At 72.5% G+C, this 13,706-nt stretch carries 16 protein-coding genes; 11 read left to right on the forward strand and 5 right to left on the reverse strand.

The genetic code is table 11. The features are described from left to right. Nucleotides 1-68 precede the first annotated feature (68 nt). The gene (locus ACFRU2_RS01055) at nucleotides 69-488 is read left to right on the forward strand and encodes a GNAT family N-acetyltransferase (protein WP_382967796.1); all 420 of its coding nucleotides are present in this window, start codon (nucleotides 69-71) and stop codon (nucleotides 486-488) included. A gap of 25 nt (nucleotides 489-513) precedes the next feature. Here ACFRU2_RS01055 and ACFRU2_RS01060 read toward each other — a convergent pair whose 3' ends face one another. Further along, complete coding sequence (locus ACFRU2_RS01060; protein ID WP_382966463.1) at nucleotides 514-1,344, reverse strand: endonuclease I family protein; 831 nt, start codon at nucleotides 1,342-1,344, stop codon at nucleotides 514-516. Between the two features lie 236 nt (nucleotides 1,345-1,580). Between ACFRU2_RS01060 and ACFRU2_RS01065 the strand changes: the two genes are divergently transcribed. The 3 genes from ACFRU2_RS01065 to ACFRU2_RS01075 all read left to right on the forward strand — a co-directional run bounded on the left by ACFRU2_RS01065 (nucleotide 1,581) and on the right by ACFRU2_RS01075 (nucleotide 3,242). Continuing rightward, nucleotides 1,581-2,153 (forward strand): DJ-1/PfpI family protein, encoded by a 573-nt coding sequence (locus ACFRU2_RS01065; RefSeq protein ID WP_382966464.1) that lies wholly within the window; start codon nucleotides 1,581-1,583, stop codon nucleotides 2,151-2,153. 252 nt (nucleotides 2,154-2,405) lie between these two features. Then, complete coding sequence (locus ACFRU2_RS01070; protein WP_382966465.1) at nucleotides 2,406-2,855, forward strand: hypothetical protein; 450 nt, start codon at nucleotides 2,406-2,408, stop codon at nucleotides 2,853-2,855. 48 nt (nucleotides 2,856-2,903) lie between these two features. Further along, on the forward strand, nucleotides 2,904-3,242 hold the full coding sequence (locus tag ACFRU2_RS01075) for a hypothetical protein (RefSeq protein WP_382966466.1): 339 nt from the start codon (nucleotides 2,904-2,906) through the stop codon (nucleotides 3,240-3,242). On the opposite strand, the gene ACFRU2_RS01080 is transcribed toward ACFRU2_RS01075, so the two are convergent. After that, nucleotides 3,226-4,041, reverse strand: a complete 816-nt coding sequence (locus ACFRU2_RS01080; RefSeq protein ID WP_382966467.1) for a glutamate ABC transporter substrate-binding protein — start codon at nucleotides 4,039-4,041, stop codon at nucleotides 3,226-3,228. The genes ACFRU2_RS01075 and ACFRU2_RS01080 overlap by 17 nt on opposite strands. 253 nt (nucleotides 4,042-4,294) lie before the next feature. Here ACFRU2_RS01080 and ACFRU2_RS01085 point away from each other — a divergent pair, with 253 nt between their 5' ends. Beyond that, on the forward strand, nucleotides 4,295-5,455 hold the full coding sequence (locus ACFRU2_RS01085) for a hypothetical protein (RefSeq protein WP_382966468.1): 1,161 nt from the start codon (nucleotides 4,295-4,297) through the stop codon (nucleotides 5,453-5,455). A 120-nt stretch (nucleotides 5,456-5,575) separates the two neighbouring features. Beyond that, nucleotides 5,576-6,112 (forward strand): TerD family protein, encoded by a 537-nt coding sequence (locus tag ACFRU2_RS01090; protein WP_382966469.1) that lies wholly within the window; start codon nucleotides 5,576-5,578, stop codon nucleotides 6,110-6,112. Between the two features lie 211 nt (nucleotides 6,113-6,323). Here ACFRU2_RS01090 and ACFRU2_RS01095 read toward each other — a convergent pair whose 3' ends face one another. Then, a complete protein-coding gene (locus tag ACFRU2_RS01095; RefSeq protein ID WP_382966470.1) occupies nucleotides 6,324-6,968 on the reverse strand; it encodes a TetR/AcrR family transcriptional regulator in 645 nt (214 codons plus the stop codon). 215 nt (nucleotides 6,969-7,183) lie between these two features. On the opposite strand from ACFRU2_RS01095, the gene ACFRU2_RS01100 reads away from it, so the two are divergent. The 5 genes from ACFRU2_RS01100 (at nucleotide 7,184) to ACFRU2_RS01120 (ending at nucleotide 11,593) form a co-directional block, all read left to right on the forward strand. Continuing rightward, entirely contained in the window at nucleotides 7,184-8,038 is an 855-nt protein-coding gene (locus tag ACFRU2_RS01100; RefSeq protein WP_382966471.1) for a phosphatase PAP2 family protein, read from the forward strand. Further along, nucleotides 8,035-8,916 carry a hypothetical protein gene (locus tag ACFRU2_RS01105; protein WP_382966472.1) on the forward strand — a complete coding sequence of 294 codons (882 nt, stop codon included), beginning with the start codon at nucleotides 8,035-8,037 and terminating at the stop codon, nucleotides 8,914-8,916. The genes ACFRU2_RS01100 and ACFRU2_RS01105 overlap by 4 nt, the downstream gene beginning before the upstream one ends. Nucleotides 8,917-8,921: 5 nt before the next feature. After that, nucleotides 8,922-9,245 (forward strand): hypothetical protein, encoded by a 324-nt coding sequence (locus ACFRU2_RS01110; protein ID WP_382966473.1) that lies wholly within the window; start codon nucleotides 8,922-8,924, stop codon nucleotides 9,243-9,245. Between the two features lie 95 nt (nucleotides 9,246-9,340). Then, nucleotides 9,341-9,607, forward strand: coding sequence for a GlsB/YeaQ/YmgE family stress response membrane protein (locus ACFRU2_RS01115; RefSeq protein WP_382966474.1), 267 nt, complete (start codon nucleotides 9,341-9,343; stop codon nucleotides 9,605-9,607). Between the two features lie 243 nt (nucleotides 9,608-9,850). Beyond that, nucleotides 9,851-11,593: a serine/threonine-protein kinase gene (locus ACFRU2_RS01120; protein WP_382966475.1), complete on the forward strand. Its 1,743-nt coding sequence runs from the start codon at nucleotides 9,851-9,853 to the stop codon at nucleotides 11,591-11,593. A gap of 22 nt (nucleotides 11,594-11,615) precedes the next feature. Here ACFRU2_RS01120 and ACFRU2_RS01125 read toward each other — a convergent pair whose 3' ends face one another. Both ACFRU2_RS01125 and ACFRU2_RS01130 read right to left on the reverse strand, forming a co-directional pair. Further along, on the reverse strand, nucleotides 11,616-12,296 hold the full coding sequence (locus ACFRU2_RS01125; RefSeq protein ID WP_382966476.1) for a transglycosylase SLT domain-containing protein: 681 nt from the start codon (nucleotides 12,294-12,296) through the stop codon (nucleotides 11,616-11,618). Nucleotides 12,297-12,653: 357 nt separating this feature from the next. After that, on the reverse strand, nucleotides 12,654-13,694 hold the full coding sequence (locus ACFRU2_RS01130; RefSeq protein ID WP_382966477.1) for a DUF5954 family protein: 1,041 nt from the start codon (nucleotides 13,692-13,694) through the stop codon (nucleotides 12,654-12,656). Nucleotides 13,695-13,706 lie beyond the last annotated feature (12 nt).

Here is a 13,706-nt window from a genome sequence, read left to right on the forward strand (position 1 = left end):
TGGATGCGGGCATGGACGACAGTGCGCTGCCCCCGCCGGAGGGCCTTGAGATTTCCGCCAGCCGTGAGATGTCGACCGGCTACGAGATGTCCACCGACCCCGGCCGCCTGGACCGGGAGCTGATCCACCGGTGGCTGTCCGAGGACGCCTACTGGGCGCTCGGCCGGAGCCGGGAGAAGCAGGACGCCGCCATCGAGGGGTCCCTCAACTTCGGGGTCTACGACGCCGTGTCCGGTCTCCAGGTGGCCTACGCCCGCGTCATCACCGACCGCGCCACCTTCGCCTGGCTCTGCGACGTGTACGTGGACCGTGGCGTACGGGGCAAGGGGCTCGGCACCGCCCTGGCGGGGGCGGTACGGGACCACCTCGCCCCGTACGGGCTGCGCAGGATCCTGCTGGCGACCGCGGACGCCCACGAGGTGTACGCGAAGGCCGGCTTCGAGCCGCTCGCGGCGCCGGAGAAGTGGATGGCCCTCGGCGTGCAGTAGGGCGCCGAGGGGCTCCGGCGGACGCCTACCAGATGGAGTTGACCCACTCCGGGTGGTCGATGAACGGGTTGCGGTTGTGCTGGTAGGTGTCGTAGATGACCTGGTTGCGGCGCTGCTCGAAGGCGTCCGGCGGGTCCTGCAGGTTCCACTGCTTCAGGACGCTGATCTTGCCGAAGAGCGGCGCGCTGCCGTTGTTGACCTTGTCGTTCATCTCCAGGTCGGCGAACCCGTCACCGCCGTCGTAGCGCACGGCCATGTAGAGCAGCATGCGCGCGACATCGCCCTTGACCGCGTTCCGCGGCTCGAAGGAGTCGGAGTCGGTCAGGCTGCCGGGGGCCTCGGAGACCGGGCCGCCGCCCAGGTCGAAGTCCTTGTTCCCGCGGGTGCTGTTGACGGTGACGTCCTCGGGCCTGAGGTGGTGCAGGTCGGTCCCGGGGCCGGTGGCGGTGCCGAAGTCGCCGTGGCTCTTGGCCCAGACGTGCTCGCGGTTCCAGTCGTTGACGCCGCCGCCGTTGGTGGACTTCGACTGCGAGCGGCCCGAGTAGACCAGGATGACGTTGTTGGAGTTCGCGGGGTCCTGGTCGGTGACCTTCAGGGCGTTCCACACGCCGTCGTACGTCACCTTGGACTGGTTCTTGATGATGTTGTGCAAGGCCGTCTTCAGCGCGGCGCCGGTCTTGCCCTCGGCGGTGGCGTAGTAGGTGTCGACGGCGGAGGTCGAAGCCGAAGCCGAGACCGGGGCTGCCGCGGGGGCTGCGGCCGTGTTCCGCTGGCCGGCCGAGGCGGAGGCCGGGACCAGTATCAAGGACGCGGCCGCGAGGCCGGCTGCCCAGGGAGTAAGGCGCGAGATTCTCATCACGTGGGGGGTACCTCTCCACACGCACCGCTCCCGCCCGGGGAATTGGCGGGGTATCAGGTGGCAGAGCGAGATTCACATTGTCATGTGCCCTACAGGTAAAAAGCACGTGTCGGGAGGCAGGATTTTCTACGCGCGTCATGCGGGTGATTGGCGGAAGAATCCCTATGCAGGGCGGGGCGGTGCGGGCACGGTGGCGGAGGCCACACCGTGAACAGCCCTACCAGGAGCAGCCCATGGCACCGAAGATCCTCATCGTGACCGGCGACGCGGCGGAATCCCTTGAAGTCCTCTACCCCTACCAGCGCTTGATCGAGGAGGGGTACGAGGTCCACATCGCGGCGCCGGCGGTGAAGAAGCTCCGGTTCGTCGTACACGACTTCGAGGACGGCTTCGACACCTACACCGAGAAGCCCGGCTACACCTGGCCCGCCGACATCGCCTTCGCCGACGTGGACCCGGGGGAGTACGCGGCGCTCGTCGTGCCCGGCGGACGCGCCCCGGAGTACCTGCGCAACGACCCCGAGGTACGGCGGATCCTGTCGGCCTTCGCCGGTGACGACAAGCCGATCGCGCAGATCTGCCACGGCCCCCTGATCACCGCCGCGGCCGGTGCGCTCGACGGCCGCCGGGTCACGGCCTACCCGGCGCTGGAGCTGGACGTGAAGGCGGCCGGCGCCACCTTCGAGGACTCCGAAGCCGTGGTCGACGGCACGCTGGTGTCGGCCCGCGCCTGGCCCGACCACTCCGCCTGGATGCGGGAGTTCCTGACCGTCCTGCGCGGCAAGGCCCCGGTTTCGGGAGGCTGAGCTTCGCCGTCCCCTTGTGAAGGATCCCGGCCGGGACTGCCGGGGACTGCCGGGGAGCGCAACCGATGTGGTGGGGTGTGGGCGTCAACGCACCTAGTGCGCACGGCAGTTGAGAGGGGTCACTCATGACGGGGCGATGGGGACGACGCGGGGTTCATCGGTGCGGCCGCGGCGCTGGGAGGCGCCGCGCTCGTCGGAGCCGGGGCGCCGCTCGCCCGGGCGCAGGAGGCGGCCAGGCCCTGGCCCGACACGGTGGCGATCCCGGCGGGCTTCCAGCCCGAAGGGATCGCCGTCTCCGCGCGCGGCACGGCCTACACGGGCTCGCTGCTCGACGGCTCGGTCTACCGCTTCGACCTCACCACCGGCGCCGGGCGGATCATCACCCGGGGCGAGGGACCGATGTCGGTGGGCCTCAAGCTCGACCCGTACGGCCGGCTGCTGGTCGCGGGCGGCGCCAGCGGGCAGATCCGGGTGATCGATGCCGGGGACGGGCGGGTTCTGGCCACCCACCAGGCCGCGACCGGCACCGCCTTCGTCAACGATGCCGTCGTCGGCTGCGGGGGCGCCTGGTTCACCGACTCCTTCGCGGACGTCCTGTACTTCCTGCCCGTCGGCCGGGACCTCACGGGCCCCGGCGCGGCCCCCCGCACCCTGCGGCTCGGCGGCGAGTGGGACCCGGTTCCGCCCGGCGGCGACCACTAGGGCGCCAACGGGATCGAGCGGACCCCCGACGGCCGGGCCCTGCTCGTGGTGCACGACACCGCCGAGGCGCTGTTCCGCGTGGACCCGCGCACCGGCTCCGCCACCCGGACGGTCCTCGACGGCGGCTCCGTGCGCAACGGCGACGGGCTCGTGGTGCACGGCCGGACGCTGTACGTCGTACGCAACTGGGCCTATGCGGTGGACGTGTTCACCCTGAGCGGGGACGGCCGACGGGCCCGCTTCGTCAAGCAGATCACCGACCCGCGCTTCGACGAGCCGACGACGGCCGCGGTGCACGGCGGCCGGCTCTACGTGGTCAACGCCCGCTTCGACGCCGACTGGTCGGACCCGGCCACCGCTTCGACGGTCGTCAGCTGCCCGCTGTGATGGCGGGCGCCGGCTCGTACTTGTAGTCCGTGCCGAAGTTCTTCTTCACGGCCGCTTCCCAGGTGCCGTCCTCGACCATCTTGCGGAGCGCATTGTTGATCTTGACCTGGAGCTCGGCGCTGCCCTTCTTCATGCCGATCCCGTAGTTCTCGCTGCTCAGCCTCAGCCCGATCAGCCGGAACTTGCCCTCGTTGCCCTTGCGCGCGGTGTAGCCGGCCAGGATGGAGTTGTCCGTGGTCATGGCGTCCACCAGGCCGTCCTTGAGGGCGACGACGCATTCGGAGTAGCCGCCGAGCTCCAGGAGGCTCGCCTTGGGAGCCAGGTTCTTCCTGACGTTCTCCGCCGAGGTCGAGCCGGTCACCGAGCACAGCCGCTTGGCGGGGTTGTTGAGGTCCTCGGCCTTGGTGATCGTGGGGTCGTCGGCGCGGACCATCAGGTCCTGGTGCGCGAGGAAGTACGGGCCGGCGAAGTCGACCTTCAGCTTGCGCTTGTCGTTGATCGAGTAGCTGGCCGCCACGATCTGGACCTCGTTGTACTCGATCAGGAGCTCGCGGTCGTTGCTGAGGACCTCCTTGAAGACGATCCGGTCCTTCGAGTAGCCGAGCTCCTTGGCGACGTACGTCGCCACGTCCACGTCGAAACCGGTGAAGGTGCCGTCCGGCTCCCGCATGCCCACGCCCGGCTGGTCGAACTTGATGCCGACGGCGAGGGTCCCCTGGTCATCGTCACCGCCACACGCCGATGCGGTCAGGGAGAGACCGATCACTGCGGCGATGGCGCCGGCCTTGGGAACCTTCATGCTGCACTCTTTCCTGGGGTACGCGGATACGCGGGGTCGCGGGCGGGCGGTGCCGCGCGGGAGCGCGCGGAGCGCACCGGGACCGGCCCGGGGCGCGGGGGAACCGCACGGGCTGGTGGACGCGTATATGAGGAAGCTAGGAAGGTGTCGGGCGCAGTGTCACGGCATCTGAGCAAATCTTGAGGGTAACGATCCGGAACGGCGGCAGATCCTGCGGCGAATCCGGTTCTGAACGGGAGAGGAGCCGGTCAACGTGGCCAAGGGCGGGGTACGGGTCGAGGGGAACGCACTGCTGCTGGGCGAGGGGGCGCAGGTCCGCTTCATGCGGACGCTGCGCCTGCCGGAGACCGGTACGCACAATCTGCCCCCCGGGCTGGGGGAGTTCCCGCTGCGGCGGGTGGAGGACTATCCGGACACGGTTCCGGCGGACTGGCTCGCCAAGGGCGGGGTGATGCTCCCCGTGTACCTGCGCGAGGCGATGTGGCTCAGCTTCGGCGGGACCCGGGAGCCCACCGCGCTCCAGGTCGGCGTCGGCAAGGTGTGCGCCGTCTCCGGAGAGCGGTGGACGGGCGCGCTCGGGCGCAAGCCGCAGAACTACCTCGTGCTGCCGCGCCAGCCGTGGCTGGACGGGATCAATTCGGGCACGGGTACGGTCCGCCAGTTCGTCGCCGTCCCGCTGGGGCTCGGCGCCACCGTGGAGGGCCAGGTCACCGGTGAGGAGACCGCGGGCGGCGTGCAGCTCCAGGCCTTCCCGCTCGGAGCGAAGGCGCTGGAGCGGTGGCGGGAGGAGGAGCGGGCACGCACGGCCGGGACCGGCCGGGTCGGCGCCGCTCCCTACGGGATCGTGCCGCCGGGCGGCCAGCCGGGCGGCTACGCGGGCGGCGGCTACGGAGCGGCCCCGGGGATGCCGATGCCGGCGCCGATGGCGGCACCGGCGCCGGGCGGGCTTCCCGGAGCGCCCGCGGCCCCGTCCGAGGCCAGGGGCCCGCTGCGCCGCACGAGGGGCGGGCCGGCCCCGCAGGCGGCCCCGGCGATGGGGCTCGGCGTCGGCGGCTCCATGCGGCAGGAGGTGTACCGCGACGACCGCAAGGTGAAGGACTGGGCGGCCGAGCCGGCCGCGCGGGTCTTCGTCCACCTGGTGACCCCGCCCGCATGGCGCCGGATCACCGGGGAGGAGCCGCCGCCCTCGCCGGTGGACCGGGCCGCTTACACCCAGGCCGGGCTGCCGTGGTTCGACTACTACGACGAGGACGGCGCCGACCTCGCCCCCTCCGACACCCTCGGCGGGGTGCAGCCGGTCGGCGCATGGCTCGGCACCGACGAGGCCCCGTGGGCGGAACCCGCTCCCGGCCAGGTCGCACCCCTGGGGAACGCACCCCGGCCGGGCAAACCGGTCCAGGACGGAGACTGGTAGCCCCGTGCCGTCGCCCCGTCCGGTCCCCGGACTGGCCGGGAACGTACGGTCGTTCGACCCCCGGGGCGGGACCCGTGACAGCATGGGAGGGCAACGCACGGTGTTCGGAGGGGGAGTTCGGTGAGCGGAGTACGCAAGGGCCTGGCCAAGGTGGAGATCGCGCTGCGGTGGGATCCCAGCCCGGCGGGAGCGCCCGTCCACGACCTCGACCTGATCGCCGCGGTCTACCGGGCCGCGGACCCGTACGGTGACCCCGTCCACCTGGTCCACTTCGGCAGCCGGTCGCCCGACGGCACCATCACGCTGAACCGGGACAGCAGGACCGGACTGGGGCTGGGGTTCGACGAGGTCATGACCATCGAACTCACCCGGATCGCCGACGCGCTGACCCGGGTCGTGGTGGGCGTGGTGATCCAGCGGCCGGGCGACGGCCCGGCGGTGACCTTCGCCGAGGTCGCGGGCAAGGGGCTGCGCATCCGGGAGGGCTACACCGATCTCGCCGTGGACGACCTCACCGGCTTCGGCGCGGCGAGTGCGGTCACGGTCGCCGAGTTCACCCGCGACGGCGAGGGGGTCTGGTCCCTGGATCCGGCCCTACGGGGCTTCGACGCCGACCCGGAGGAGTTCGCCCGGGCGATGGGCGCGGCCCGGAACTGAGCCGGCCGCGCGGGCAGCTGCCCGGACGACAGCCCGGGCCACAGCCCGGACAGCCGCACGGACCGGTCGGCGGTCACTCCGCGAGGGAGTGCCCGCCGTCCGGTCCGGGGGCTGCGCTGCCACCGTCCCCACGAGGCAGCGCGAGCGGGTCGCCGTCCGGTCATCGGGGGCGGCGGCCCGCTGGTTCAGGGGACCTGGTTCAGGGCCCGGTTCACACGCCCGGTCCGGGCGCCCGGTCCGCCTCCGGCGGGGCCGCGCCCAGCACCGGCAGCAGGCAGGCGTCGACGAACCGCACGAGGTACTCGGCGTCGGCGTAGCGGCCCTCCAGTACGGGCCGGATGCGCAGCACGCCCATCAGCTGCGCCGGCAGGAACTCCACGGCGGGGTTTCCCGGGGCGAGCTCGCCCCGGGCCACGGCCCGCGCCACGATCGAATCGAACGCCGCCAGCTCCGGCTCCACCAGAGCCTCGCGCAGGGCCGCCTTCAGCTCCTCGTCGCTCAGCACCGCGTGCCCGAGGGCCTGCATCAGCCGGGTGTCGCGCCCCGAGGTGCAGGCGGCGATCCGGGCCGCCTCGCGCAGGTCGCCCGGCAGGGTTCCGGTGTCCACCGCGGCGAGGGTCCCGCGCCGGTCCGCGCGCAGGGCGGCGGCGACGAGCTGCGGTTTGGTCTTCCACTGCCGGTAGAGCGTGGACTTTCCGCAGGTGGCCCGGGCGGCGATCTTCTCCATGGTCAGCGCCTCGTAGCCGTCCTCGCGCAGCTGCTCGAGGACGGCGTCGTAGAGCTGCTGTTCGCGCTCCGGCGTGATCTTGGAGCGGCGCGCGGGGGCCGGGGCGGCTTCCGGCGTCGGCGACGTCATGGGGCGGCTCTCCTCGATGCTGCGTGCAGGCCTGTGTGGCCGGGTGGGCCCTCGCCATGATGGCCGATTTTTTTCGGTCGCGGTGCAGTGGGCTCTAGTGAAAGTCTACGGGAACGCGAGCGTATCGGTACACACTCGTATCGATACGAGAATGTATCGATACACTGGTGTGTCGATTGTGAGCCAGAGCTGTGTACAGGAAGCGAGACCGGGGGATGACCTCCCACACCACACATGTCGGGGCCGGCGCGGGGCCGGGCGCCCGCCGCCGCCTCATGCGCGAGCTCCTGCTCGTCGTGGGCCTCTTCGCGGTCTACAAGTGCGGCCGCATGCTCGCCACCGGCCGCACGGACGAGGCCTACCGCAACGCCACCCGGATCTGGGACGCCGAGCGCACCCTGCACCTGCCCGGCGAAGGCCTGGTCCAGCGCCTGCTCCTGCACAGCGACGCCCTCGTGCACACCGCGAACACCTACTACGCGGCCGTGCACTTCCCCGCCACGGTGCTCTTCCTCGTCTGGCTCTACGTACGCCGTCCCGCGCACTACCTCTGGACCCGCCGCGTCCTGGCCGTCCTGACCGGCGCGGCCCTCGTCATCCACCTGGCCTTCCCCCTCGCGCCCCCGCGGATGCTGGGCGAGGCCCACCTGATCGACACCGGCCAGGTCTACGGCCCGACCGTCTACGGGGCCGCGCCCGCCGCCGACACCATGGCCAACCAGTTCGCCGCGATGCCCTCGCTGCACTTCGGATGGGCGCTGATGCTGGCCCTCGGCATGATCGCCGCAACCTCCTCGCGGTGGCGCGCCCTGTGGCTGCTGCACCCGCTGGTGACCCTGCTCGTGGTCGTCGGCACGGCCAACCACTACTGGCTCGACGCCATCGTCGCCACGCTGCTCCTCGGAGCCGCCCTGCTGCTGGTCCCGCGCCCGGTCGGCCGGTCGCTCGTCGCCCGGCGGAGCGTGCCGGTCCCGCGTTCCGCGGCGGTGCCCGTGCCCGTGCCGACGGGTGCGGGTCCGGGCGCGCTGAGGCCCGTAGAGCCGGCGGAGCCCGTAGGAGCGGTCCGGTGAACGCCACGGTCCTCGCCGTCCTGCTCTGCGTCGCCGCGGCCGTCACCTACGCGGCGGCCGCCGTGGCCCAGGAACGCCTCGCCCGCCGCGCGGTCGCCCGCAGCACCGTGGCGCTGCTCGGCAACGGCGCCTGGTGGTGGTCGGCCGGCCTGAACGCCGCCGCCGCGCTCCTGCACGCCGCCGCCCTGCGGTACGGGCCGCTCACCCTGGTCCAGCCGCTCGGCGCGCTCACCCTCGTCGCCGCCGTTCCGCTGGGCGCCCGCGGCGCCGGAAGGCGGGTCGTGGCCAGCGAGTGGCGCGGCACCCTGGCCACCGTCGTCGGCCTCGGCCTGCTCCTGCTGCCCGCCTCCGGCCCGTCCCCCGACGAGACCCTGACCCTGGCCGAGGCGCTCGCCGTCTCCGGAGCCACGGCCGCGGTGATCATGCTGCTGACCGCTCGGAGGGACCCCCGCTCGGGGCTGCGCCACGCGACGGCGTCCGGGCTGGCCTCGGCGGCCGCCTCCGCCCTGACCCAGACCGTCGCCGTGGCGGGCGGCCGGGGCGGGTCCCTGCTCAGCGTCCGGGTCGTCTCGGTGGGGCTGCTCGTGGTGATCTTCGCGGTCGGCGGGATGCTCCTGTCCCAGCGGGCCTACCGGGGCGGCCTCGGCGCCCCGCTCGCGGTGGTCAACCTGACCAACCCGCTGGCCGCGGCCGCGATCGGCATGATCCTGCTCGGTGAACGCATCCACGGCGGCGCCTTCGGCGTCCTGTTGGCCGTGGCCGGGGCGCTCGCGGCGGCCCGGGGCGTGCTGTTGCTCACCCGGACCCCGCAGCAGACGAAGGTCGCCGCACCCCAGGCCGCGCCGCAGCCCACGCCGATGGCCGGTGTGGCAGCATGAGCCGCGTGACTCCCGACGACGGTTCGTTCCTCTCGCTCCGCTCCAAGGGCTCGATCCTCTCCATCGGTTCGGTGGGCTCGATCCTCTCCATCGGATCGGTCGGCAGCGTCCTGTCGGTCGGCTCGATCGGCTCGGCACTGTCGGCCGCCTCGGTGGGATCCGTGCTGAGCGCGGGCTCGTTCGCCTCCGCCCAGTCGACGCTGTCGGTGCTGTCCTGGCGCTCCCGCGGCGGATTCCTGGCGGCGGGAGCGGGTGCGGGAGCGGCGGTGCTGGGCCTCGTGGCGCTGGCCGCCTTCCGGCCCGCCGCAGCGTCCCGGCGGCCCGGCTGAGAACCGTTTCGCCTGTTCACGCGTCTCTCCTCGTGAGACCTGAACGGACGTCGCGCGCACGAAGAGGCGCGCACATCGAAGCGGAGTGAACGGGCATGAGCATCATCGGCTGGATCATCCTCGGACTGCTGGCGGGCGGGATCGCCAAGGTCCTGCTGCCCGGCCGTGATCCGGGCGGCCTGATCGGGACCACCCTCATCGGCATCGCCGGAGCCTTCACCGGCGGCTGGCTCTCGGCGAAGTTCCTGGACCGGTCCATCCAGAACGACTTCTTCGACCTCGCGACCTGGGGCTCCGCCATCGCGGGCTCCCTGGTCCTCCTCATCGCCTACCGCCTGCTCTTCGGCAACTCCCGCAGCTGACCTGCGGGTCGGGTCAGACCTCCACGAGCGCCTCCCACTCCCGCACCGAGTGGACCCGTACCTCGCCGTGCTCCTCGGGGTCGAGGACGATGGCGGCGATCTGTGCGTCGGTGAGGGTGCCTCCGTCGAAGATGAAGTAGAGGCAGGCGTAACCGGTCGTACGGGGCCCGGGCCCGGGGCCGTGATGTCCACGTCCCGGTACGGGTGCACCGGCGTCGGTGGTGGCGTTTACGATGACCGGCCATGGACAGCAGTGAGGCCGGCAGACGGTTGATCGACGGGCGATTCGAACTCGCCCGTCCCCTGGGCAGCGGCGGTATGGGGACGGTGTGGCTCGCCCGCGACATCGCGCTCGACCGGGAGGTCGCCCTCAAGGAGGTGCGGCCGCCGGACCCGGCGACCGCCGCAGCGCAGCCCGGGCTCGTCGTCCAACTGCGCGAACGGGCCGTCCGCGAGGCCCGGGCCCTCGCCCGGCTCGCCCACCCGAACGTGGTCACGATCCACCACATCGTGGAGCCCGAGCCCGGCTCCGACGGCCATCCGTGGATCGTGATGGAGCTCGTCAGGGGCGGCTCCCTGGCCGACCGGCTGGAGGCCGGGCCGATGCCGGTGGCGGACGTGCTGCGCCTCGGGCTCGACGTGCTCTCCGCGCTGCGGGCCGCACACGCGGAGGGGGTCCTGCACCGCGACGTGAAACCGGCCAACGTGCTCCTGCGCCCCGGCGGCTCCGCAGTGCTCACCGACTTCGGGATCGCCGCCCTGCACGGAGCCACCGGGCTGACCTCGACCGGAGCCCTGATCGGCTCGCCGGAGTACATCGCGCCCGAGCGGGCGCGCGGCGAGGAGGGACTGGCCGCCTCCGACCTCTGGTCGCTCGGGATGCTGCTGTACGTGGCCTCGGAGGGGGTGCACCCGCTGCGCCGGGCCACCACGCTGGCCACCGTGGTCGCGGTGCTCGACGAGCCGATCCCCGCGCCGGTCCGGTCCGGCCCGCTGGGACCCGTACTGGAACGGCTGCTGGTGCGGGACCTGTCCGTGCGGCCCGACGCCGAGGAACTGGAAGCGTTGCTCCGCAGTGCGAGCAGTGCTCTCGACGGCGGCTCCCCGGTGGTGCCGACGGTCGCCCTCGGGAGCTTCGGCCCGGCCGCCCCCGCCCCCGGTCCCGCCATGGGGTCCGTACCGATACCGGCGGCGGCGCACGGTCCCGCTCAGACACCGCCGACGCCGACTCCGTTCGTTCCGGGCGGGGGCAACCCGTACGCGTTCACCGTCCCCGTGAGCCTCCCCGCGCCGCCGCCCCCGCGCCGGCGCCGTCGCCCGGCCCTGCTCGCCGGACTCCTCGCGGTGGTCCTGGCCGCGGGTGTCGTCGGCCTCGTCAAGTGGCTGCCCGACGGGAACGCGGGCGGCTCCGCCGGCAAGAGCGGCGACACGAAGGCCGCGGACATCCCGTCCGCCTCCGGCCCGGCCTCCCCGGCCCAGGGCACCGCCGTGGCCCTGACGCCCACCCCCACCCCGAAGGCGAGCACGCCCAAGCCGGTCACCCCGCCCAAGGGCAGCCTGATCGATCCGGCCAACATCCGTACCGCCGTCGAGGCGCTCAAGCAGCAGACGGGCACCACCACCTTCGTCGACATGCGGGTCTACGACGAGTACGTGCTGGCCGACATCCCCACCGCACCCGGAGCCAAGACCGTCGACTCCTGGCAGTACCGCGGCGGCGTCGCCAAGCGCACCGGCCCGTCCGGCACCGTGAAGCCCGGCGATCCGCTCATGGACATGGCGGCGCTCGACTGGGACGCCCTGCCCGCCCTGCTCGCCGAGTCCACCAAGGAGCTGGGCGTCGACAACCCGAGCTCCCGCTACCTCAACGTCTCGCCCTGGATGAACTCCCCGGCGGTCCGGCCCTACTTGAGCGACGAGTACGGACAGGGCGGCTACGTCCTCGCCGGTACCGACTTCAAGATCAAGAAGGTCTACCGGAGCTGAGTCGGCGGTGTCCCGCGCTCGTTCAGTAGGCGCCGTTGACGTTGTCGATCGAACCGTAGCGGGCCGCCGCGTAGTTGCAGGCGGCCGTGATGTTGGCGACCGGGTCGTAGGAGTCCATCGGGGTGCCGGGGACGTGATAGGCCTTGAAGGTCGGGTCGATGACCTGGAGGAGCCCCTTGGAGGGGATGCCGGCCGCCGCGTTGGAGTCCCAGTTGTTGATGGCCAGCGGATTCCCCGAGGATTCGCGCATGACGTTGCGGTGAATTCCTTCGTAGCTTCCGGGAATTCCGTGCTGCGCCATGACGTCGAGCGACTCCCGGATCCACCCGTCGAGGTTGTTCGCGTAGCCGGTGGTGACCTTGGCGGCCTTGGCCGCGGCCGGAGCGGCGGCGGGGGCGGAACCGGTGAGGTTCAGCTTCAGGCCGGGGCGGATGGCCGAGGGGTTGGCGCCGACGATGCTCTTGTTGGCTTCGTACAGCTGCTGCCAGCCGCCGCCGATGGAGTGCTCGGCCGCGATCTTGCTCAGGGTGTCACCGCTGACCACGGAATACGTCGTCGGGGCGATGGCCGCCTCGGCCGCCCCGGCCGTGGTCGCGCCGATCAGCGGGAGGGCCAGCGCGGCACTGCCGGTACCGGCGAGGGCCAGCTTGCGGGTGAGTGCGTGGTGCTGCTTCGGCCGACGGTGCTTTCCGTGTGCGGGCATGGCGGAATTCCTCACGTGGGGGACGGAAGAGCCCTGGCGGAGGCCGGATTCGGCAGCTGACCACCGGGAATGAGGTGACCGTAGGCGAGCCCGACGGGCCGGAACAAGACACGAATTCGACCGGGAGATCCACTTCCCGCATTCGGCCCGGTGGATGACCTTGAAAAGAGATCCGGGAATTCGTGAATATCCAACCGGGAAAAGGGAATCGTCCCTCACGGGGAAATGATGTTGACGCCTCCGGCGTGACTCACATCACGGGCCGGAGGGCGACGGCCCAATCCGGGCAAGTCGCCCGTCGCCGGGGCCGATTCGGGCGACCCGCCCGTTGGCGGCGAATCGCCCATCCCGGGTCAATCAGCCCTCGTAGGTGATCGTCCCGTCCTCGTCCATCGCGGGGTGGATCCTGGTCGGTCCCTCCCCGTTCTCCTCCTCGTCCGACGGCCGCGGGCCCTCCGGCCCGTCCGGCCCGATCCGCACCAGCCGGCGCATCCGGACGAGCCGCAGCTCCCGGCCGTCGTCGAGCCGCACCGCGTTCGCGTCCCCCGCGGCCCGGAACTCCGCCGCCGCCCGCTCGTACCCCGCCCGCCGGGCCTCGGGCAGCTCGGCCCCTTGCATTGCGGAGGTGGCGGGCCAGAGCCAGGTCAGGATGTGCACCAGTGCCCTGCGGGCCGCGTGCGGGCTCGGCAGCACCGCGGACGCGGGCTCCCAGCCCGTCGCGGTGCGCTCCAGCACCCGGTAGCCGGTCGGCAGCAGCACGGTCCCGGCGTGCGTGCGCAGCGCGCGCCGCGAGTCCGCCCGTACCGCGGCCGGGTAGCGGGGGCTGCGGTAGTGCAGGCCCATCAGTGCGAGCCGCTCGGAGGCCTCCATGACGCTCGCCGCCGCGATGTGGTCGATCACGAAGCCCAGGTCGACCTCCGGGTCCCGGGTCCCCAGCTCCCAGTCGCGCACGACCGGCTCCGGATCGGTGGGGCGGGGCGGCTCCGGTCCGTCCCCGTTGCTGTAGACGATCTCCTCGCAGCGCACCACGCGGTAGCGCGTACCGGCCGCGGTGACCTCGTCGACCGCCTCGGTCTCCAGCCGCGCGACGGCGGCCAGGAGCTCCCGGCGGACCGCCCGGTCGGCGGTGTCGTCCTTGGCCCGGAACCACAGGGCGGAGTTCAGCCGGTCCCGGGCGTCCTGCGGATACCCGCACGTGACCGGGGCCGGCACCTGCCACCGGTGCCCGCCGCCCGCCTCCTGGGAGGCGATCCCGAAGAGCGGGCCCCGGATGATGCAGCGCGTGTACCGCTGCGCGGCGTCGGAGGCGTCGGCCTCCTGCGCGGCCGCCACCGGATGCTCCGCGGGCTCGACGTTGATGTAGAGGTGCTCGCGCCCGGGGGGTACCTCGCTGCTCATGGCGAGCATTCT

The sequence above is a fragment of the Streptomyces sp. NPDC056883 genome (genome assembly GCF_042788835.1).
Classification (GTDB): Bacteria; Actinomycetota; Actinomycetes; order Streptomycetales; family Streptomycetaceae; genus Streptomyces; species Streptomyces stoeckheimensis.